20 protein-coding genes are annotated in these 20,494 nt (G+C 67.7%); 6 read left to right on the top strand and 14 right to left on the bottom strand.

Features of this window, described 5'->3' with window-relative positions; all coding sequences use genetic code 11:
* Nucleotides 1–30: 30 nt before the first annotated feature.
* Complete coding sequence (locus ACZ50Q_RS18950; RefSeq protein WP_076521623.1) at nucleotides 31–855, top strand: aldo/keto reductase; 825 nt, start codon at nucleotides 31–33, stop codon at nucleotides 853–855.
* Between the two features lie 57 nt (nucleotides 856–912).
* Here ACZ50Q_RS18950 and ACZ50Q_RS18945 read toward each other — a convergent pair whose 3' ends face one another.
* Nucleotides 913–1,110 (bottom strand): hypothetical protein, encoded by a 198-nt coding sequence (locus ACZ50Q_RS18945; protein WP_076521622.1) that lies wholly within the window; start codon nucleotides 1,108–1,110, stop codon nucleotides 913–915.
* Complete coding sequence (locus tag ACZ50Q_RS18940) at nucleotides 1,107–2,282, bottom strand: PepSY-associated TM helix domain-containing protein (protein ID WP_092582144.1); 1,176 nt, start codon at nucleotides 2,280–2,282, stop codon at nucleotides 1,107–1,109. Before ACZ50Q_RS18940 ends, ACZ50Q_RS18945 begins: the two co-directional genes overlap by 4 nt.
* A 234-nt stretch (nucleotides 2,283–2,516) precedes the next feature.
* Here ACZ50Q_RS18940 and ACZ50Q_RS18935 point away from each other — a divergent pair, with 234 nt between their 5' ends.
* Nucleotides 2,517–3,230, top strand: coding sequence for a metallophosphoesterase (locus ACZ50Q_RS18935; RefSeq protein ID WP_464079277.1), 714 nt, complete (start codon nucleotides 2,517–2,519; stop codon nucleotides 3,228–3,230).
* 65 nt (nucleotides 3,231–3,295) lie between these two features.
* Here the strand turns inward: ACZ50Q_RS18935 and ACZ50Q_RS18930 are convergent, their stop codons facing one another.
* Both ACZ50Q_RS18930 and ACZ50Q_RS18925 read right to left on the bottom strand, forming a co-directional pair.
* A complete protein-coding gene (locus ACZ50Q_RS18930; protein ID WP_464079276.1) occupies nucleotides 3,296–5,917 on the bottom strand; it encodes a penicillin-binding protein 1A in 2,622 nt (873 codons plus the stop codon).
* 85 nt (nucleotides 5,918–6,002) lie between these two features.
* Entirely contained in the window at nucleotides 6,003–6,836 is an 834-nt protein-coding gene (locus ACZ50Q_RS18925) for an AraC family transcriptional regulator (protein WP_464079275.1), read from the bottom strand.
* Nucleotides 6,837–7,028: 192 nt separating this feature from the next.
* Between ACZ50Q_RS18925 and ACZ50Q_RS18920 the strand changes: the two genes are divergently transcribed.
* Both ACZ50Q_RS18920 and ACZ50Q_RS18915 read left to right on the top strand, forming a co-directional pair.
* A complete protein-coding gene (locus ACZ50Q_RS18920) occupies nucleotides 7,029–8,267 on the top strand; it encodes an MFS transporter (RefSeq protein ID WP_464079274.1) in 1,239 nt (412 codons plus the stop codon).
* A 335-nt stretch (nucleotides 8,268–8,602) separates the two neighbouring features.
* Nucleotides 8,603–9,835 (top strand): GGDEF domain-containing protein, encoded by a 1,233-nt coding sequence (locus ACZ50Q_RS18915; RefSeq protein WP_464079273.1) that lies wholly within the window; start codon nucleotides 8,603–8,605, stop codon nucleotides 9,833–9,835.
* Here ACZ50Q_RS18915 and ACZ50Q_RS18910 read toward each other — a convergent pair.
* Nucleotides 9,825–11,741: a S9 family peptidase gene (locus ACZ50Q_RS18910; RefSeq protein WP_464079272.1), complete on the bottom strand. Its 1,917-nt coding sequence runs from the start codon at nucleotides 11,739–11,741 to the stop codon at nucleotides 9,825–9,827. The two genes, ACZ50Q_RS18915 and ACZ50Q_RS18910, sit on opposite strands and share 11 nt — an antisense overlap.
* Before the next feature lie 202 nt (nucleotides 11,742–11,943).
* Here ACZ50Q_RS18910 and ACZ50Q_RS18905 point away from each other — a divergent pair, with 202 nt between their 5' ends.
* Nucleotides 11,944–12,399, top strand: a complete 456-nt coding sequence (locus ACZ50Q_RS18905; protein ID WP_076521614.1) for a BPTD_2524 family lipoprotein — start codon at nucleotides 11,944–11,946, stop codon at nucleotides 12,397–12,399.
* A 25-nt stretch (nucleotides 12,400–12,424) separates the two neighbouring features.
* On the opposite strand, the gene ACZ50Q_RS18900 is transcribed toward ACZ50Q_RS18905, so the two are convergent.
* Nucleotides 12,425–12,844 (bottom strand): PaaI family thioesterase, encoded by a 420-nt coding sequence (locus tag ACZ50Q_RS18900; RefSeq protein WP_076522155.1) that lies wholly within the window; start codon nucleotides 12,842–12,844, stop codon nucleotides 12,425–12,427.
* Nucleotides 12,845–12,919: 75 nt separating this feature from the next.
* Between ACZ50Q_RS18900 and dinB the strand changes: the two genes are divergently transcribed.
* Nucleotides 12,920–14,017 carry a DNA polymerase IV gene (gene dinB / locus ACZ50Q_RS18895; protein WP_092582151.1) on the top strand — a complete coding sequence of 366 codons (1,098 nt, stop codon included), beginning with the start codon at nucleotides 12,920–12,922 and terminating at the stop codon, nucleotides 14,015–14,017.
* Here dinB and ACZ50Q_RS18890 read toward each other — a convergent pair.
* From ACZ50Q_RS18890 to ACZ50Q_RS18855, 8 genes are all read right to left on the bottom strand, one after another.
* On the bottom strand, nucleotides 14,014–14,475 hold the full coding sequence (locus ACZ50Q_RS18890; protein ID WP_076521612.1) for a GatB/YqeY domain-containing protein: 462 nt from the start codon (nucleotides 14,473–14,475) through the stop codon (nucleotides 14,014–14,016). The genes dinB and ACZ50Q_RS18890 overlap by 4 nt on opposite strands.
* Nucleotides 14,476–14,551: 76 nt before the next feature.
* Nucleotides 14,552–14,992 carry an excinuclease gene (locus tag ACZ50Q_RS18885; protein ID WP_092582152.1) on the bottom strand — a complete coding sequence of 147 codons (441 nt, stop codon included), beginning with the start codon at nucleotides 14,990–14,992 and terminating at the stop codon, nucleotides 14,552–14,554.
* Nucleotides 14,993–15,061: 69 nt separating this feature from the next.
* Nucleotides 15,062–16,288, bottom strand: coding sequence for a beta-ketoacyl-ACP synthase (locus ACZ50Q_RS18880; protein ID WP_092582153.1), 1,227 nt, complete (start codon nucleotides 16,286–16,288; stop codon nucleotides 15,062–15,064).
* Complete coding sequence (gene fabG / locus ACZ50Q_RS18875) at nucleotides 16,288–17,019, bottom strand: 3-oxoacyl-ACP reductase FabG (RefSeq protein WP_464079271.1); 732 nt, start codon at nucleotides 17,017–17,019, stop codon at nucleotides 16,288–16,290. The genes ACZ50Q_RS18880 and fabG overlap by 1 nt, the downstream gene beginning before the upstream one ends.
* A complete protein-coding gene (locus tag ACZ50Q_RS18870) occupies nucleotides 17,016–17,471 on the bottom strand; it encodes a hotdog family protein (protein ID WP_464079270.1) in 456 nt (151 codons plus the stop codon). The genes fabG and ACZ50Q_RS18870 overlap by 4 nt, the downstream gene beginning before the upstream one ends.
* Nucleotides 17,468–18,667, bottom strand: coding sequence for a beta-ketoacyl-[acyl-carrier-protein] synthase family protein (locus ACZ50Q_RS18865; protein WP_464079269.1), 1,200 nt, complete (start codon nucleotides 18,665–18,667; stop codon nucleotides 17,468–17,470). The genes ACZ50Q_RS18870 and ACZ50Q_RS18865 overlap by 4 nt, the downstream gene beginning before the upstream one ends.
* Entirely contained in the window at nucleotides 18,664–19,215 is a 552-nt protein-coding gene (locus tag ACZ50Q_RS18860; RefSeq protein ID WP_464079268.1) for a DUF3261 domain-containing protein, read from the bottom strand. The genes ACZ50Q_RS18865 and ACZ50Q_RS18860 overlap by 4 nt, the downstream gene beginning before the upstream one ends.
* Nucleotides 19,216–19,223: 8 nt before the next feature.
* Nucleotides 19,224–20,486, bottom strand: coding sequence for an NAD(P)/FAD-dependent oxidoreductase (locus ACZ50Q_RS18855; protein ID WP_076521605.1), 1,263 nt, complete (start codon nucleotides 20,484–20,486; stop codon nucleotides 19,224–19,226).
* Nucleotides 20,487–20,494: the final 8 nt, after the last annotated feature.

Below are 20,494 nucleotides of genomic sequence, written 5' to 3'. Positions count from 1 at the left end.
GGCGTCGTGTCGCAAGCTACGGAGGGTCTTATGGCGAAGGTACCCACAGTGAAATTGAACGACGGGGGCAAGATTCCGCAGTTGGGCCTGGGGGTCTGGCAGGTGCCGGACGATCAGGCGGCCTCCAGCGTGAAGGAAGCGCTGGCGGCAGGTTACCGGTCGGTGGACACGGCGGCCATCTATGGCAACGAAGCGGGCGTGGGCGTCGGCCTGCGTTCGGCCGGCGTGGCGCGCAAGGACCTGTTCATCACGACCAAGCTCTGGAACGACAAGCACGGCTACGACGATGCGCACAAGGCCATGGACGAGAGCCTGGAGAAGCTGGGCCTGGCCTATGTGGACCTGTACCTCATCCACTGGCCGGTCGCCGGCAGCGAGAAGTTCCTGGACGCCTGGCGCGCCATGGTCGAGATGAAGGAAGACGGCCGCGCGCGCGCGATCGGCGTGTCCAATTTCACGCAGTCCAACCTGGAGCGCCTGATGGATGCGTCCGGCGTTGCGCCCGCGGTCAACCAGATCGAACTGCACCCGGGTTTCACGCAGACCGCATTGCGGGCCTTTCATGCGAAGCACGGCATCGTGACCGAGTCCTGGAGCCCGCTGGCGCAGGGCCGCATCACCCAGGAAAAGGTGATCCTGGACCTGGCGCAGAAGCACGGCAAGTCGCCCGCCCAGGTGACGCTGCGCTGGCATTTGCAGCATGGCCTGGTTGTGATTCCGAAGTCCGTCACGCCGGCCCGCATCCGCGAGAATATCGACGTGTTCGATTTCGAGCTGTCGTCCGAGGACATGGCGGCCATCGACGGCATCAAGGAAGGCCCGCGGCTGGGGCCGGACCCGCAGAAGTTCGCATAGCGCGATCCCGGATGGCTGCCGCGGCGCGCGGGGCCGCGGGGCCGGCCGGGGGGCTCGCTAGCGCTTGGGTGGAAAGGCCCAATAGCGCACGATGACCACGAGCAGCAGGCTCAGGGTGGTCCAGGACGCCCAATGCCAGGCGCCCGTGCCCAGCAGCGCCGCCAGCAGGCCGAAAATGCTGAGGACACCCAGCACGATGGGCGCGCCCCAGACAAACAGGAAACCGCGGCCGCGCTTGCCTGGCGTAGGGGTCATGCGGGCGTCCTTTGCGGGGCGGCGGCGGCCTGGTGTTTCTTGATGAGTTCGTTGATGCGCGCTTCGGTGGCGCGGCGGCGCGCCAGCCACAGATACAGTCCGCTGACCAGCACGACGATGGTGACCAGGTCGAGCAGGGCCCAGATGATCTTGAGCGGCAGGCCGCCGTAATCGCCGAAATGCAGCGGGCGCGACACTTCCAGCGCGGTCAGGTACCACGGCATGCGGGCCACGGTCGTGAGTTCGCCGGTCCGGCCGTCCACCAGCACGGGCGTGTTCAGCTTGGAGGTCAGGGGCGAGTCGCCGCGCATCCAGGCGATGAAATGCTGCGGACTGCCAAAGGCGTTGCCGGGGAAGGAAATGAACGACACCTCATTGCCGGGCATGGCCTTGCGCGCGGTGTCCGCGGCAAGCTGCGCCGACGCCAGTTGCGTGGGGATGGGCTGGCCCTTGTAGGGCTCCAGGACGCGCGGCAGCTCGGTGGATTGCCACAGCCGGAACAGCGGCGTGGACAGCTCGTTGATGACGCCCGTGATGCCCACGACTAGCGCCCACACCAGCGTGACGATGCCCAGCAGATTGTGCAGGTCCAGCCATTTCAGGCGCGTCGACCGCGCGGCGCGCACGGTGCCGAACTCCAGCTTCTTCATGAAGGGGCCGTAAAGCACGACGCCGGACACGATGGCCACGCAGAACAGCAGGCCCATGAACCCAAGGAACAGTTCGCCGGCCAGGCCCGCGAACAGATCCACGTGCAGCGCAAGCATGACGCCCATGAAGGAAAACTTGTCCTCGGTATACAGCGGGCCGTCCAGCAGCACGTCACCCGTGCGGGCGTCCATGCGGATGGCGTGGCCCGAGGCCTGGCCGTCGCCCGGCGTCTTGGCCATGCCGACGAAGACCTGGGGCTCGTCGGGGTCGAAGAAGAGGTAATCCACGACCTCGTTCGGGTACATGGCGCGTGCGTTGGCTACCAGGGTGTCGAGGTTGGCCGGGGGCGTGCCGGCCGGCACCTGCGATAGCGGCTTGGCGTCATCCAGCCAGTGCTCGATTTCGTGGTGGAACACGAGCGGCAGCCCGGTCAGGCAGATGATGAGCAGGAAGATCGTACAGACCAGGCTGGTCCATTTATGGACCAGATACCAGGTTTTGATGGTGGATGCGGCGGTCATGGCGACGGCGGGAAGGCGGCTTGCGCCGATTCCTTGCAGGGCAGAACGGGAAGGAGCCCACATTATCACGAACAAGAGCGATTCTCGTATCGCTATTTGCCTATTGTCCATTCGCCCGTTGTTCATTTACCCGTTGTGCGTATGACCCTTTCGGCAACCGGGCCTATGCCGGGAGCGCGGAAAAGCGGGTTAAAAAGAAGGGTCAGTTTTTTCCTTGCGGCAACCCGAAACACCATGGAGCAACGCTTTCTGAAGGTCCCGCGCAACGCGTCCGGCCGCGATTTCGCGGTGGGCGACGTGCACGGACATTTTTCGCGCCTGCAGCGCGCGCTGGACGAATTGGGGTTCGACCCCGCCTGCGACCGGCTGTTTTCCGTGGGCGACCTGGTCGACCGCGGCCCCGAGAGCGAGGCGGCGCTGGAGTGGCTGGCGCAGCCCTGGTTCCACGCCGTGCAGGGCAATCATGAGGACTACGCGATCCGCCACGTGCGCACCGGCGAGGTGGACGTGATGAACTGGCGCGGTTATGGCGGCGGCTGGTTTCTGGATCTGCCTGCCGAGCGGCAGGCGGTGTTTGCCGAGGCGTTCACCCGGCTTCCCATCGCCATCGAGGTGGAGACCTCGGCGGGCGCGGTGGGGCTGCTGCACGCCGATTGCCCCGTGCTGTTCTGGCCCCGGCTCGAATCCGCGCTGCAGGACCGCTACAAGCGCACCAGCGCGGCCTGTCAGTGGTCGCGAGACCGCCTGCGGCAGATGGACCGCACGGGCATCCTGGGCGTGCGGGCCGTGGTGGCGGGGCATACCCCGGTGCCTTCGCCGCTGGCGCTGGGCAACGTCTACCACATCGACACGGAAGGCTGGAACGAAGGCTACTTCACCTTCCTGGACCTCGAATCCCTGCGCGCGTGGCCGCGTGAGGTCGTGACGGACCCCGCACCCGCCGGATGAGGCGGCGGGGCAGAAGTAAAAAAAACGGGCGCCGAGGCGCCCGTTTTGCGTGTTGCGCGGCGCTATTAAAGCGGCCGGGCCGTCACCGTGCCCGGGCTGGTGACCGCGCTGGCGCGTGCGCCGTCCGGATCGGCGGGCGCGCCCGCGGCCGGGATGGCCTGCGCCGGGGCGCCGCCGCCAGCGGGGATGGCCTGGGCAGGCGGCGCGGCGAGGGTGTTGTCGGCGCGCGGCACGGGGATCGGCATCAAGGGCGGCTGGATGGGGCTGTCCTGGGGCGCGGCGGCGCCGCCGGGGGGCAGCGGCTTGACCGAGGTGTCGACGCCGTCGGTCGAACGGTTGTTGTTCAGGAAGTCGGTCAGCGCGTCGCCCGAGGAGAGGTCCAGCGAGGCGACCGCCTGGCCGGGCGGGAACTCGGAGAAGTAGTACTCGCCGTTGTCGACCAGCAGGCCGTCGGGGCGCGGCGCGGGCTTGGCTTCGGGCACGCCCTTGAGGACCGGTTGCATGTAATCCAGCCAGGTGCTCAGCGCCAGGCCGCTGCCGAATTCATTGGTGCCCAGCGACTTGGGCTGGTCAAAGCCCATCCACACGGTGGTGGCCAGGGTGGGCGTGAAGCCCGAGAACCAGACGTCCACGGCGTCGTTCGTGGTGCCGGTCTTGCCGCCGATGTCGTTGCGCTTGAGCACCTGGTGCGCGCGCGCGGCCGTGCCGTTGACGGTGACGTCGCGCAGGATGTCGTCCATGACCCAGGCGGTGCGCGGGTCGATGGCGCGCGCCTGGGCGTCGCCGGCCACGACGGGCTGCGCCTGCATCAGCACGTTGCCGGAGCGGTCGGTGACGTGGTCGATGAGATAGGGCGTGACGCGGTAGCCGCCATTGGCAAAGACGCTGTAGCCGTTGGCGACCTGCAGCGGCGTGGCGCCGCCCGCGCCCAGGGCGAGCGGCAGCACGGCCGGCCAGCGCGACTTGTCAAAGCCGAAGCGCGTCAGGTAGTCCTGCGCGTACTGCGGCGAAATGGCCTGCAGGATGCGGATCGACACCATGTTCTTGGAACGCATCAGCCCCTGGCGCAGGGTCAGCATGGGTTCGTACTTGTTGCCGTCGTTCTTGGGCTGCCACGCCTTGGAGCCGGTCTGCTCGGCCGTCAGCATGAAGGGCTGGTCCGAGATCTGCGTGGCGGGCGTGAGGCCGCGTTCCAGCGCGGCCGCATAGACGAAGGGCTTGATGTTGGAGCCCGGCTGGCGCCATGCCTGCGTGACGCGGTTGAAATGGCCGCGGTTGAAGTCGAACCCGCCGATCATGGCGCGGATGGCGCCATCCTGCGGCACCATCGACACCAGCGCCGCCTGCAGCGCGGGCATGTTGATGATTTCCCAGTTGTCGCCGTTTTTGTGGATGTAGACCACGGAACCGCGGCGGATGCGCTGGCTGTCGCTGGCCTTGGGATTGAGCGCGCGGGCGACGACCGCCAGGGCCTTCTTGTCCGAAATCGTGATGATGTCGCGCCCGCTGCGCGCGACGGTGACTTCGGTGGGGCTGGCGGCCAGCACGACGGCGGAGAGCAGGTCTTCGCTGTCGGGGGACTTTTCCTGCACGCCATCCAGGATCTCGTCGAGCGCCTGCGCGTCCTTTTCCACGCCGTCGGGCAGGTCGATCTGTTCTTCCGGGCCCGGATAGACGGCGCGGCGCGTGTAGTCGATGATGCCGTCGCGCACGGCGCGGTAGGCGGCCTCCTGGGCCTTGGAATCGATGGTGGTGTAGACGTCGATGCCCTTGGAGTAGGTGTCTTCCTGGAAGATGCCGTACATCAGCTGGCGGGCCAGCTCGGCCGGATAGTCGCCGTGCACCGCGAAGCCGCGCGCGCTGCCGCCCTCGGTGCCGCGGATCGTGAGGCGCTGTTTCAGGGCCTCGTCGGTCTGCTCCGGCGTCAGGTAACCCAGCGTCTTCATGCGGCCCAGCACGTAGTGCTGGCGGATCTCCGCGCGCGGGAAGTTGGTGATGGGATTGAAGCGCGAAGGCGCTTTCGGAATGCCGGCCAGCATGGCGGCTTCGGCCGGGGTGACCTCGGACAACGGCTTGCCGAAGTACGTGCGCGAGGCGGCCGCGAATCCATAGGCCCGATGGCCCAGGTAGATCTGGTTCATATAGAGCTCGAGGATCTGATCCTTGGTGAGCTCCGATTCGATCTTGAACGTCAGCAGCAGTTCGTAGAACTTGCGCGAATACGTCTTTTCGGACGACAGGTAGAAGTTGCGCGCGACCTGCATGGTGATCGTGCTGCCGCCCTGGGACTTGGAGCCCTTGACGATGTTGGTCAGCACGGCGCGCGCCACGCCCATCCAATCGACGCCGCCATGGCTGTAGAAACGGTCGTCCTCGGCCGCCAGCACGGCCTGCCGCATCACGGGGGGAATTTCATCGAAGCGCAGCACGTTGCGGTGTTCTTCGCCGTACTCGCCGATCAGCACCTTGTCGGCGGTATAGACGCGCAGCGGCACGCGCGGCCGGTAGTCGGTCATCGCGTGCAGGTCGGGCAGGCTGGGCCACGCCAGGGCGAGCGCGAGGCCGAGCAGGACGGCGCCGCACAGGGCTGCGCCGGCCGCGGCGATGCCCGCTTTGACCAGGAGAGGTTTCCAGGGAAGGCCCGATTTGCCGCCCGGGGTGGCGGAGGATTGCTGGGGATTGCTCATTGCAGGCGATTCTAGGGCAGAACGCTATAGACCGCCCAGGGCCCGATAAGGTTTCGGTAACGAAATCTGGCTGCGCCCGAGGGGTTCAGCTTTCGTTCAGGTTTCTGGTCACGCCGGGGACGGATTGCAGGTAGCGGTGGGGCGGGGCGCCCAGCGCACGGTGGAACATGGCCGAGAATGCGCTGGCGCTGCGGTAGCCCAGGTCCGACGCGATGCGCGCCACCGGCACGCCCAGCGACAGCCGGCAGACCGCATCGGCCAGCCGCACCTGCTGCACCCATTGCCGGTAATTGAGGCCCAGCTCGGACTGGAACAGGCGGATCAGCGTGCGGGCGCTGGCGCCGACCTCGCTACCCCAGTCTTCGATGCCGCGCTGCAGGCCGGGCTGGTCCAGGATGGCCGCGCAGATGGCCTGCAGGCGCCGGTCGCGCGGCCAGGGTATCTGGATGGGCACGACGCGCACGGCCGCCAGTTCCGCGAGGATCAGCGCGGCGATCTGTTCGCTCCGTCCCCCCAACGGGTAGTCGATGGGTTCGGCGGTCAGCGCCAGGATCAGCTCGCGCAGCAGGCCGCTGACCTCGATCACCTGGCATTGCGGCCAATAATCCCGGGCCTCGTCGGCCTGGATGTAGAGCGAACGCATGGAGACCGCGCCCACCATGTCCACGCCATGCGGCACGCCAGCCGGCACCCAGAGTGCGCGCAGCGGCGGCAGCGCCCAGAAGCCGCTGGGCGTGGTGACCCGCATGACGCCCTCGACCGCATAGATGAGCTGGGCGCGCGGGTGCGAGTGCGAGCCGGTCTGCGCGCCGGCGGCAAACTCCTTGGCCATCGCGGTGACCACGCGGGGGCGGTGCTGGTAGTCCTGCGCGTCAATGCTGCGGGCAGGATCGCGCACGAGGGCGGGGCGGACGGCCATGATGTCACTTCCGACGAAAGGATGAGCGGGGTGCCTGAAAGTGCGGCTGGCCTATTTTGTCACTTTGCCGACGGAAATTGGCAGATCGCTTTGCGACCGGATTTCTACACTGACGGCTGATTCCGGGGGCGGCCGGCTGGTCCGTCCCCCGGTGATTCATCCCCGCTGGCCCATACCTCTCGCAGGCGCTCCATGAACTCCGCCCAGAATCCCGCCGCCGCCATCCCCGCCGCCCCTGCCGCCGCCGCTCCCGCATCCGATCCGTCCACGGCCTTCAAGGTGCTGGGCGCGATCAGCGTGGCGCACCTGATGAACGACATGATCCAGTCGATCCTGCTCGCCATCTATCCCATGCTCAAGGATTCGTTCAGCCTGACGTTCACGCAGATCGGGCTGATCACGCTGGTCTACCAGCTCGCCGCCTCGTTGCTGCAGCCGTTCATCGGCTTCTACACCGACCGGCATCCCAAGCCGTACTCGCTGCCCGTGGGCATGGGCTTTACGCTGGCGGGGTTGCTGATGCTGTCGATGGCGCCGTCCTTCGGCTGGCTGCTGGCGGCGGCGGTGCTGGTGGGCACGGGCTCGTCGGTGTTCCATCCGGAGTCCTCGCGCGTGGCGCGCATGGCCTCGGGGGGGCGGCACGGTCTGGCGCAGTCGCTGTTCCAGGTGGGCGGCAATGTGGGGTCGGCGCTGGGGCCGCTGCTGGCGGCGCTTTTCATCATTCCGCACGGCCAGGGCAGCGTGGCGTGGTTCTCGCTGGCGGCGCTGTTCGGGATCGTGGTGTTGATGCGGATCGGGCGCTGGTATGCCGCCAACCGCGTGCTGCTCAAGCCGCGCGGGCGCCGCGACGGCGCGGATAACGGGCTGTCGCGCAACCGGGTGCTGGGCGCCTTGGGCGTCCTGGGCGTGCTGGTGTTTTCCAAGTACTTCTACCTGGCCAGCCTGAACAGCTATTTCACGTTCTACCTGATCGACAAGTTCGCGCTGTCGGTGCGCGAGGCGCAGCTTTATCTTTTCCTGTTCCTGGCCGCCGTGGCGGTGGGCACGGTGGTGGGCGGACCGGTCGGCGACCGCATCGGCCGCAAGATCGTCATCTGGGTGTCGATCCTGGGCGTCGCGCCCTTCACGCTGCTGCTGCCGCACGCCGACCTTTTCTGGACGGGCGTGCTGGTCGTGATCATCGGCGTGGTGCTGGCGTCGGCGTTTTCCGCGATCGTGGTCTATGCCCAGGAGCTGGTTCCGGGCAAGGTCGGCATGATCGCGGGGCTTTTCTTTGGCTTCGCCTTCGGCATGGGCGGCCTGGGCGCGGCCGCGCTGGGCAAGCTGGCCGACGCCACCAGCATCGCCTATGTCTACCAGGTCTGCGCCTATCTGCCGCTGCTGGGCGCGGTGGCCATCCTGCTGCCGCGGGGCGCGCGCCCGCGCGCCTGAATGCGGGTTTTCCGGTAGGCCAACGCCGTCGCCCTGCAAAATTTGCGGTTTTTTGCGCAAGTTAACTGTCAATTACTGCAAAGTGGCCGTCTCCAAGCCATCGGCTTGGCGTATTCTTTGTTGCAAGCCGTGCGATCGTCCTGGCGCGGGCTGTAAAGGTTCCAGACGAATAGACGCGCGCCGCCCAGGGTGAGCGCGCGTGGTCGTCTTTTCGCCGTTCTGGTAACAAAAAGCATCAAAAATGCTTGCTTGTAACGCGTTTTCTAGTGCGAACCCAGTGCAACAGCAGTTCCCAAAGGCGGGGCAGGCCCAGAAGGCCTGGGCCGGCATACACCATGACGACTAGCCTGTTTTTCCTGATGTGGGGCCTGGCGACGGCCTTGGCGCTTCCGTTGCTGCTTCCGTTCCACGGCCGCGGCGTCGACGGCGTGCCCGCGTTCATGGCGGCCAACGCGCTTGCCGTGCTGTCCCTGCTGGCCTACGCATCCGCCGACATCATTCCGCCCGCAGCCTATGTGATGGTGTCGAACGCGGCCTGGGCCTGTTCCGCCGCGCTCGTGTACGTGGGCGTGCGGCAGTTTTTCGGCCTGCGCCCGCATGTGTTGCGCACGACCGTGCTGTGCTCGCTCAGCACGGTCGGCTTTGCGCTGCTGCTGTACCGAAACGACAGCCTGGTGCTGCGGATGTTGCTGTATTCGGTCTATACCTGCGTGCTGATGTCGGCGACGGGCGTGGTCATTTTCCGTCAGCGCCGCCAGTTCCAGGCGCGCGGCGTGGTGCTCTACCTGTTGCTGGCGTTCTTCGGACTGGTGGGGCTGCATGCCGTGCGCGTGTATGTGTATGGCGCCGGCGTGGACACGGCCGTGTCGCTGCTGCAGCCGTCGGCCTGGGGACTCTTTTTCATCGTCTGCGGGTCGGTGACGGTGCCGGGCCTGTTCCTCGCACTGCTCTTCATGATCCAGACGAGCCAGGCGGAAAAAATGCAGGCCGCGCTGACGTTCGACAGCCTGACGCACGCGTACTCCCGCCGCAGCATCATGGACGAGCTGGAGCGCGAGCTCCTGCGCGCCGAGCGCACCGGCGGCAAGCTGGCCGTGCTGGTGCTGGACATCGACCACTTCAAGTCCATCAACGACCGCTATGGCCACGCGGCGGGCGACACCGCGCTGCGCCACTTCGCGCAGGTGGTGCAGAACGCGGTGCGTTCGAGCGACCGCTTCGGCCGGCTGGGCGGCGAGGAATTCGTATTGTTGATGTACGACTGCGACCCGGCGCGGGCGCTGGTGCAGGCGCAGCGCGTGTGCGATGCCTTGCGCGACACGCCCTTGTACCTGCAGGGGCTGGAAGTGCAGATGACCACGAGCGGCGGGCTGGCGTCCTACCAGCCGGGCGACAGCGCCGACGGCATCCTGGCGCGGGCCGACCTGGCGCTGTACCAGGCCAAGGCGCAGGGGCGCGATCGGGTGGAAATGGCCTGGAGCGGTCGCGGCCAGGTCCGCGCGGGCAGCGGCCAGATGGCCGCCGCCCCGCTGGCCCTGAACGAGGAAACGGCAGGGACTACGGCTTGAGGTGTTCCGTCAGGAACTTCTCCATGGCCTCGTAGAACTCGAACTTGTTCTCGTCGTTGTGAAAGCCGTGGCCTTCGTTGTCCTTGACCATGTATTCCACGTCCACCCCGCGGGCCTTTAGCGCGGACACCATCTGGTCGCTTTCGTCCTTGTTCACGCGCGGGTCCTTGGCGCCCTGCGCCACGAAGAGCGGCGTCTTGATGCGGTCCGCGTGCAGCGCGGGCGAGGTCGCGGTCAGGCGGTCGCGATCGCGCACGGGGTCTCCGACCATGTCCTGCATCTTGTCCAGCATCGGCTTCCAGTAAGGCGGAATGGACTTCATGAACGTGAAGAGGTTGGACACGCCCACGTAGTCGACCGCCGCCGCGTACAGATCCGGCGTGAACGCGACGCCCGCCAGCGTCGCATAGCCGCCGTAGCTTGCGCCATAGATGCCGATGCGCGCGGGGTCGGCGATGCCTTGCTCGACCAGCCATTGCACGCCGTCCGTGATGTCGTCCTGCATCTTCAGGCCCCATTGCCCGAAGCCGGCCTCCCAGAAGTCGCGCCCGTAGCCCGTGGAGCCGCGGAAGTTCATCTGCAGCACGCAGAACCCGCGGTTGGCGAGGAACTGCACTTCGGGGTTGTAGCCCCAGCCGTCGCGCGCCCAGGGTCCGCCGTGCGGGTTCACGACGCAGGCCAGGTTCTTGGGCGGGCGGCCCGCCGGCAGCGTCAGGTAGCCATGGATGGTCCTGCCGTCGCGGCTCTGGTAGCTGATGGGCTGCACCCGCGACATGTCTTTCTCGGGGATGGCGGGATTCAGGTCGGCCAGCTTGGTCAGCGTGCCGGCCACGGCGTCGTAGATGTAGCGCGCGCCGGGCGTGCGGTCGTTGTACGCGGCGACGATGAATTTGTTCTCGTCGCGGTTGCCGCCCTGGATGGCGATGTCATAGCCATCCAGGCGCTCGGACAGGGTGCGGTACAGGGCCTCGGTCTCGGCGTCGAAGAAGCGGTACTGCGGCTTGTCCGTCTGGTAGGACGCCACGGTCAGCACGCGGCGCTTGCGCGAGAACGCCGCGCCGTCCAGGTCGACCTCGGCCGGCGTGAAGATGACTTCCTCGGCGTCCGGATTGGCGGGGTCGATGATGACCAGGGACAGCTTGTCGCGCCCGCGATTGCTCAGGGCGTAGAACTTCTTGTCGTCGAAGGTGAAGAAGGCCGGGCTGACGCTGGTGCGGTAGTCGGTGGTGATGAGGGGGCGGAACTCGGACGCTTCGTCGTTGCGGTAGAGCAGGGTGGTGTTCAGGCCGTCGCTTGCGATGGCGGCGCGCACCTTGCCTGCGTGGTCCGTCTGCCAGCCCACGATGTTGCCGGGGTTCTGGGCCACCAGCACGGCCGCGCCGGTGTGCACGTTGACGCGGTAGACGTCGAACACCTCGGGGTTGCGCTGGTTGTGGCTGATCAGCACGTGGTCGGGATCGTCTTCGAGGTCGTCCTCGATGCCCGCGCGCACGCCCTCGTAGGGGGTCAGGTCGGTGATCTTGCCCGTCTTCGCGTCGACGGCCAGCACGTGGAAGTTCTCGTCTCCGCCGAAGTCCTTCTGGTAGAGCACCACGTCCGCGCCCTTCCAGAAGTAGGCGCTGATGTCGCGCGCGGTCTCGCGGGTCAGTTGCCGCGGTTCGCCCACGAGCTGGCTGCCCTGCAGGGGCTGCACATAGATGTTCATGCGGGCGGGATAGCCGTCCACGCTGGTGGGCTGCATGAAGGCCAGCGTCTGGCCGTCGTCGGACAGCCGGAAAAATCCGCGTTCCGGGTTGCGGAAGAAGTCTTTCAGGGGATAGGCGCGGGGAGGCGGCTGCGTGGCGCAGGCACCCAGGGTGGCGCCGACGATGCCGGCGGTCAGGACGGTGCGCAGGAATGAGAACAAGGGAAAACCTCCGTGGTGACGATCCGCGTTGCAGGGGACGCGCGGGACGAAGGGACGCACGCGCGCCAGTGGCGGCGCTGCGGCGGGCCGGTCCCGGCGGCTCGTCGATAATGCCATAGCCGCGCAAAGGGTGTCGAACCGGCCCCACTTATCCCGCCAGGCCGTTTGCGGGATAATCGCGGCAATTCTTCTGGAGATTTACATGTACAGGAATCTGGTCGCGGCATCGGCGCTGGCCCTGGGGCTGGCTGGCTGCTCGATGGGCATTTCGCAGGACGGCTCGTCGCCGCACAGCGAATTCAAGGCGCCGGTGGCCTTCAAGGACGCCTACGATGCGGTCATCCGCCAGTCCAACGCCTGCCTGCGCAGCACCGACAATGCCTACCGCGTGGTTTCCGACCTGAACGAGAGCGCGCAGTCCGGCGTGGTGCGCGTGCTGGCCCCTTATTCCGACCGCGAGATGTCGCGCGTCGACCTGAAGTCGCTGGGGGCAAAATCCACGGACGTGCGCATCGTGATGTGGGGCAAGGGCACCTGGGACGCGGCCGCCATGCGCGCGATGCAGGACGCGGTGTATTACGGCCTGGTGTCGTGCAGCACCTACATGCCGCTGGACCCGCGTCCGCCCGTCAAGCCTTCGCGCGACCTGCCGAAGTAAGGCGCGCGCACTGGGTCAGTCTGAGTCAGTCGCCGCCCGGGCGGCGGCGGATGATCTTGAAGGTGGCGGTGGCGCGCGCCACCAGTTCGCCGTCGGCGCGCCGGATGTCGCCCTCGCAGAAGGCGATGGACGCGCCGCGGCGCAGGCAGCGCGCCTCGATCACCAGGTCGCCCGTGCCCGGGGACAGGAAGGTGGTGTTCATGTCGATCGTGGCCATGCCTTCGGTGGCGTCCGCGGACCCGCGCGCCGCGGCGCTCAACGTGAAATCCAGGACGCTCATCAGCGTGCCGCCGTGCACGTCGCCGCGGCTGTTGGTGAGGTCTTCGCGCCAGGGCAGCGTCGTGCGGGCATAGGCCGGCGCGATGCTTTCGGGCACCAGGCCAATGAAATGCATGAAGGGAATCGTCAGGCCGAAGTAGTCGGTTGTGGGGGCGGATGCAGTCATGGAACCGTCGTGTGCGGGAATGGGTGGCGGATTGTCGCCGGTCATAATATATGTTTTTGCCACGGGATTGAGGCCATGACGGGGCAGGAGACTGCGCGTTCCCAGCGCAAGATCGTGCATGTGGACATGGACGCCTTCTATGCGTCGGTGGAGCAGCGCGACAACCCCGAACTGCGCGGCAAGCCGGTGGTGGTGGCCTGGACCGGACCGCGCTCGGTCGTGTGCGCGGCCTCTTATGAGGCGCGGCGCTACGGCATCCATTCAGCGATGTCCGCCATCAAGGCGGAGCGCCTCTGTCCGCACGCGATCTACGTGCCGCCCGATTTCAACCGCTACCGGGCCGTGTCGCGCCAGGTCCGGCAGATCTTCGCCCGCCATACCGACCTGATCGAGCCCCTGTCGCTCGACGAGGCCTATCTGGACGTCACGCTCAACAAGTGCGGGCTGCCTTCGGCCACCGAGGTCGCGCAGGTGATTCGCCAGCAGATCCGCGAGGAAACCGGCCTGACGGCGTCGGCCGGCGTGGCGCCGAACAAATTCCTGGCCAAGATCGCGTCCGACTGGAACAAGCCCGACGGCCTGTTCGTGGTGCGTCCCAACAAGGTGCTGGCGTTCCTGGAGCCCTTGCCCGTGCGCAAGGTGCCGGGCGTGGGCAAGGTCACGCAGGCGCGGCTGGAGCAGCTAGGCATCCAGACGGTGGGCGACCTGGCCACGCACAGCGCGCAGGAACTGGAGCATTATTTTGGCCGCTACGGCCGCCGCCTGTATGAGCTGGCGCGCGGCATCGACGAGCGCGAGGTCCAGACCGACCAGCCCTTGCAGCAGGTGTCGGCCGAAACCACGTTTTCGCAGGACGTCCGGCTGGACGCCGTGGGCGAGGCGCTGGACCGCATGGCGGAAAAAGTGTGGGACCAGGCGCTGAAGAAGGGCGCCCTGGGCCGCACGGTGGTGCTCAAGTTGAAGACCGACCGCTTTCGCATCCTGACGCGCAGCCAGACCAGCGCCCAGCCGCCGGCGTCGGCGGCGGAACTGGCAGCCCTGGCCAGGTTGCTGTGCGAACGCGTCGAACTGCCGCCGGAAACCCTGTACCGGCTGGCGGGCGTGGGCATGAGCAACTTCGCGGATCCGGCGCAGCAGTCGCGCCAGCCGGACCTGTTTGGCGGCGCGTTTTAGGCGAGGCGGGCCTTTACCTGCTGCGACAGCGCGGTCATGTCCGCGCGTCCGGCCAGGGCCTGCTTGAGGATACCCATGACCTTGCCCATCGCGGGCGCGCCGGTCACGCCTTGCGCGGCCACTTCGGCCAGCGCGGCGTCGATGGCGGCGGTCACTTCCTCGGGCGTGGCGGCCTGGGGCAGGAATTCTTGCAACACGGCCAGTTCGGCCTTTTCCTGTTCCGCGGTTTCGGTGCGGCCGGCCTGCTCGAACGCGGCGATCGACTCGCGGCGCTGCTTGACCTGTTTTTCGATGATGGCGGTGATTTCCGCGTCGGACAGGTCGCGGCGTTCGTCCACTTCCTTCTGCTTGACGGCGGCCAGCAGGAAACGCAGCGTGGTCAGGCGCTCGGCGGCCTTGGCGCGCATCGCGTCCTTGACGGAGTCGGACAGGCGGGTCTTGAGCGTAGCAGTGCTCATGGGTAAACCTTTGTGGTGTTGCGGTAAACGGGAAGTTTAAACCGGGCGGGGGCGGGCAGGCTGCCCCGCCCCGGGCTTACTTCACGGTGGCGAGGTCGCCGCGCAAGGCCACGCCCGCAACCATCGCGCCGGCGTGGCATTCGTAGTCGGTGGTGCTGCGGTATTCGTTCTTGCGGTAGTAGCTGACGATATTGGTGACGGCATTGGCGCCCGCCTTCTTGGCGGCTTCATGCAGGGCGATCACGGCCGATTGCGCCACCCACAGGCAGGCATCTTCGTCCTTCTTGGCGAAGGCATTCGTTTTGCGGTTGGTGATCACGCCGGCTTCCAGCACTTTGCCCTTGGGGCCTGTGCCGGCCAGGTAGAACTTCACACTGCCGTCGATCTTGCCGGCCGCCTGCGCGGCCTCGATGGCGGCCTGCATGGGAAGGTGGACGGTGCGATCCGCGGCCAGGACAGGCGCCGAGAAAGCGAACGACAGGGCCAGCGCGCCAGCGAGCTTGCAGTGAAGGTTCATGATTTGCATTCCTTGGGAAGACAGTGAAAAAGTGGATTGGAACGGTGCCGGGCCGGCCTGGGGCCAGCGTCAGGGCCAGCGCCGGAAGATCAGGGACGTGTTGATGCCGCCGAACGCGAAATTGTTGTTCATGACGAATTCGTTGTTCATGCGCCGGCCTTCGCCCGTCAGGTAGTCCAGGTCGCCGCATAGCGGGTCGACATGCCGCAGGTTCAACGTCGGGGCGTACCAGTCGTTCCTGAGCATCTCGATGCTGAACCAGGATTCCAGCGCGCCGCAGGCGCCCAGCGTGTGGCCGAGGTAGCTTTTCTGGGAGCTGATGGGCATGCGGTTGCCGAAGAGCCGGGCGGTGGCCTGGGTCTCGGCCACGTCGCCCTGCTCGGTGGCCGTGCCGTGGCCGTTCACGTAGCCGATCGCGTCGGGCGGCAGGCCGGCATCGGCCAGCGCCATCTCCATGGCGACGCGCATGGTGGCCGCTTCCGGGCGGGTAATGTGCGTGCCATCCGAATTGCTGCCAAAGCCGACGATTTCCGCGTGGATGTGCGCGCCGCGAGCCTGCGCGTGTTCCAGCGATTCCAGCACCAGCATGCCGCTGCCCTCGCCGATGACCAGTCCGTCCCGGTCGCGGTCGTAGGGCCGGGGCGTCAGTTCCGGCGTGTCGTTCTTCTGGCTGGTCGCGTACAGCGCGTCGAACACCAGCGCCTCGCTGGGGCACAGCTCTTCGGCGCCGCCGGCCAGCATCAGGTCCTGGCGGCCGTAGCGGATGGCTTCGTAGGCGTAGCCGATCCCCTGGCTGCCGGAGGTGCAGGCGCTGGAGGTCGGGATGATCCGGCCCTTCAGTTCGAAGAAGATGCCGATATTGGCGGCGGTGGTGTGCGGCATCATGCGCACATAGGAGTTCGCGTTCAGGTCGTCGGTCACGCCATTGAGCAGCATGTTGCCGAAGGCGCGGATTTCCGCCGTGCTGCCGACGGACGACCCGCAGGCCACGCCCATGCGCCCGTCGGTGATGCTGCGATCGCCAAGCAGTCCCGCGTCGGCCAGCGCGATTTCCGCGGCCCGCACCGCAAGCTGCGAGACGCGGCCCATGCTGCGCAATTGCTTGCGCGTCCAGTGCGACGGGGCCTGGAAATCCTCGACCGGCCCGCCCAGGCGGGTGTTCAGTTCCGCGTAGCGCGACCAGTCCGGCATGACGCGGATGGCGCTGCGGCCTGCCTGGAAAGCCTGCTGGATGCGCGGCCAGTCCGATCCCAGCGCGCTGATGCCGGCCATGCCGGTGATGACGACCCGCTTCATCAGCACAGTCCTCCATTGACGGCGATGACCTGGCGCGTGATGTACGCGGCGCCGGGGGACATCAGGAATGCCACGGTCGCGGCCACTTCTTCGGGCTTGCCCATGCGTTGGGCGGGGACGGCCTTGAGGATTTCATCCACGGGCACATGTTCGTCGATCATGTCGGTGTCGATCAGCCCCGGCGCGACGCAGTTCACGGTGATCTGGCGCTTGGCCAGTTCCACGGCCAGGGCCTTGGCCGCGCCGATCAGGCCGGCCTTGGAGGCGCTGTAGTTCACCTGGCCGCGGTTGCCGACCAGTCCGGAAACGGACGCCATGCATACCACGCGCCCCGGCGCGCGGCGCCGGATCATGGGCATGGCCAGCGGGCTGAGCACGTTGTAGAAGCCATCGAGGTTGGTCCGCAGGACCTGGTCCCAGTCATCGCCGGTGAGGGCGGGAAATGCGCCGTCGCGTGTCAGGCCGGCGTTCAGGACGACGCCGTAGTAGGCCCCGTGGGCCTCGATGTCCGCCTGCAGCGCGGCGGCGCACTGCGCGCGGTCGGCCACGTCGAATTGCAGCACGCGGGCCTGGCGGCCGCGTGCCTGCACTTCGGCCTGGACGGCTTCGGCCTGGGCGCGCTGCTGGCGGCAGTGCAGCACCAGATCGTGGCCGGCGTCGGCCAGGGCCAGCGCGATGGCGCGGCCTATGCCGCGGCTCGAGCCGGTGACGAGGATGGGGTCGGCGCTCATTGGGGGGCTTCTTCCTGCATAAAGGTTTGCGGGTCGCTGGGCTGATAGACGTTCAGGCGGGCTTCGGCCAGCAAGCGGGACGGGTCGCGCAGTTCACATTCAAAGACGCTCATGCCGCTGGCGTCGATCAGGCCGCGCCGGACATGGATGGTGACGGCGGCGCCCGCGGGTAGCGAGGCCGCATGGCATTCATAGCGCCGCGTGCCAAGCAGGAAACCCAGCTTGACGGCTTCGTTCGCCTGCCGCGCCTGGCATCCCGCCCAGGCGCCCACGGCCTGCGCCATGAGTTCCATCCCGAGCCACGGCGGCAGCGAACCGTCCGCCAGCGAGTAGGGGCCCGGCCGGATGACGGCATGCGCGGTGAGGCTGTCCGCGTCGTAGTGGCTGACCGTGTCGATCAGGATCATGTTGCCCGCGTGCGGCAGCAGGCTGGCCACCGGCCATGGAATCATGGATGACCTCCGAATACGAGGCTGGCATTGTTGCCGCCGAAGGCGAAGGAGTTGCTCATCGCCATGCGGCGCCGGCCCGCGGCATAGCGATGCGCGGGGGTGCTGAATTCCAGCGCGGGCAGCGCCGGATCGGGATGGCCGTCCCAGACATGGGGCATGAGCCGGCCTTCGGCGTTGGACGCGGACAGGGTGATCCAGGCCAGCGCGGCTTCCAGTGCGCCTGCCGCGCCCAGCGTGTGGCCGGTCAGGGCTTTGGTCGATGCGCAGGGCACGCCGTTCGGAAACACGGCGTTCGTGGCGCGGCTTTCCATCGCGTCGTTGTGAGGGGTGCCGGTGCCGTGCAGGTTGAGCCACCCGATGCTGGCGGCGTCCACGTCCGCCGACCGCAGGGCGGCCAGCATGGCCCGGCGGGCGCCTTCGCCGGTCGGGTCGGGCGCGGACATGTGCCAGGCGTCCGAGCTGGCGCCGCCGCCGAGCAGCGCCACGGCATTCGCATCGGCGGGGTCGCGCTCCATCAAAAAGAGGACCCCCGCCTCGCCGATATTGATGCCGCGGCGATGGACCGAAAACGGCGTGCATAGCGCGTCGTCGACGGCTTCGAGCGTGGCGAAGCCGTTGATGGTCAGGCGGCACAGCGTGTCGGCGCCGCCGCAGACCACGGCGTCGCACAGGCCCAGCCGCAGCAGGCGCTGCGCCGACAGCAGGGCGCGGGCGCTGGACGTGCAGGCCGTGGAAAGCGTGTAGGCCGGTCCCGTCGTGCCCAGCCAGTCGGCGAGGAACGAGCCGGGGGACGACAGGGCCTGCCGGCGGTAGTCGTAGGTGGCGGGCCAGGCGCCATGCTGGCGCAAGTCGCGGAATGCGGGCGCGTTGTCATTGACGCCGGACGTGCTGGTGCCCAGCACCACGGCGATGCGGTCCGCGCCATAGCGGGCGATGGCGGCGCGCAGCGGCGCCTCGATCTGCGCCGCGGCCGCCAGCAGCAGCTGATTGTTGCGGCTGTGGTGATGCGCGGGCAGTTCCCGGGGCAGGGCGGGCAGCGCGCCCGAGCAGGCCCCCAGCGTCAGGACGCGGCCATTGACCCAGCCGGCCTGGGCGCGCATGCCGGTCGTGTCGCCGGCGAACGCGGCGCGGCCGACGGCCTCGACGCCGGCGCCAAGCGCGCACACCACGCCGGGGGTGCCTAGCCAGGTCATCATGGCTGCTCCTTCAAGGGGGTGATCCGCCACGTCACGTCGTCGGCGGTCCGGATGGAAAACGCCTGACCTTGCGCATCGCCGGGCCAGGTGACGGTCCAGCGCGCCTTGCCCTGCCCGAGCAGAACGCGCTGCGTTGCGCCGCCGGCAGGCCCGACGGCGCGCCACGACCCGGCGCCGTACTCGGCGTCCAGATCCGCTTGCGGCGTCCAGGCGAACATCAGCGCGGCGAACAGCTCGCGCGCCTGCGCATTGGGGCGCATGAAGCCGTCATTGCGCCATTGGCCCCGCTCCAGCATCTGCCGCGCCTGCGGAACCCCCAAGGGATCGAACAATGACCACCGCATGGCGGCGCCTTCGCGCTGGACCACGAGGAGCAGGTCGGCGGCGGGCTGGCCGGGCGCCGTCTGCGCCACATGCAACTGGCGCGGCAGCGCAAAGCCGGCATCGTGGGCGGGCAGGGGCGGCGCGCCGGCGCAACCGGCCAACGCCAGCAGCGCAAGCGCCAGGCTTCGGCGTACGGTCGGGAAGAGGACGGCAGCGGCGTTCATGGGGCGGCTCAGGCGGGCTGCGCAAGCGGGGCGCCCGCGCGGCAGAGTTCGCTCAGCATGCGCAGGCGGCGCTGCGGGTTGGCGACAAAGGGGTTGCGGGTGTCCCACGCGTAGCCGGCCAGGATGGCGCTGATCATGCGGCGTATTTCCGGTTGCGCGCGCGGGTAGAACACGACGTCCTGGAATTCGCCGCTGTACCAGCCCTGGACATAGGCGCGGAACGTCTCGACGCCCACCATCAGCGGGTCGGCGAATTCGGCTTGCCAGTCCACCTGGGCGCCGCCCAGTTGCCGGTGCAGCGCATCGGCCGCCAGCTTGGACGAGCGCAGCGCGATGGTGACCCCGGACGAAAACACCGGATCCAGGAACTCCGCGGCGTTGCCCAGCAAGGCGTAGCCCGGGCCATGCAGGCGCGTCACGCTGGCCGAGTAGCCGCCTATCGTGTTGGCGGGCGTATCCCAGACCGCGTTCTTCAAGACGCGCTTCAGGTTGGGCGCGGCCTGCGCCATGGCGCGCAAGGTGGTCATCAGGTCTACACCGGGGGCGCCGAAAAGGTCCTCGCCGCCGACGACGCCGAACGAGCAGCGGCCGTTGGAGAAGGGAATCAGCCAGTACCAGATGCCCCGTTGTTCGGGATGCACCGTGATCAGGATCTTTTCGCGGTCAAAGCCGGGATCGTCGATGCGGTCCTCGATGTGGGTGAAGATGGCCTTGCGCGGCGGCATGGACGACGGGCGTTCCAGGTCCAGCATGCGCGCCAGGACGCGGCCGTAGCCGCTGGCGTCCAGCACGAACCGGCTCTTGACCTGATAGCTATCGCCTTCGGCGGTGCGCACGTCCAGCAGCGGGCCGTCGTTGCCGAAGTCGGCCGCGGTGACTTCCTGCCGGTAGCGCACCTCGACGCCTTGGCGGGCCGCGTCGTCGGCGAGCACTTGGTCGAAGTGCGCGCGCTGCACCTGGAAGGTCGTGCCCGGCCCGGCGGTGAACTTGTCGCGAAAGTCGAAGTAGGTGTAGGCGTCGCCACAGGCGAATGCGGCGCCGTTCTTGACCTGGAAGCCGGCGGCCTGGACGGCGGGCATCATGCCTGCCTCGTCCAGGTATTCCAGGCAGTGCGCCAGCAGGCTTTCGCCGATGGAAAAGCGCGGAAATTGCTGGCGTTCAAGAATCAGGACGTCGTGGCCCTGCCGTTTGAGCAAGGCCGCGGCGACCGCGCCGGCCGGGCCCGCCCCGATGACCACGACTTCCCGATGTTCCATGCTGGATGTTTCCATGTTGCGAT

The organism is Achromobacter sp. T5-5 (assembly GCF_055397965.1).
This window is presented reverse-complemented; position numbering and strand designations above follow the sequence as displayed.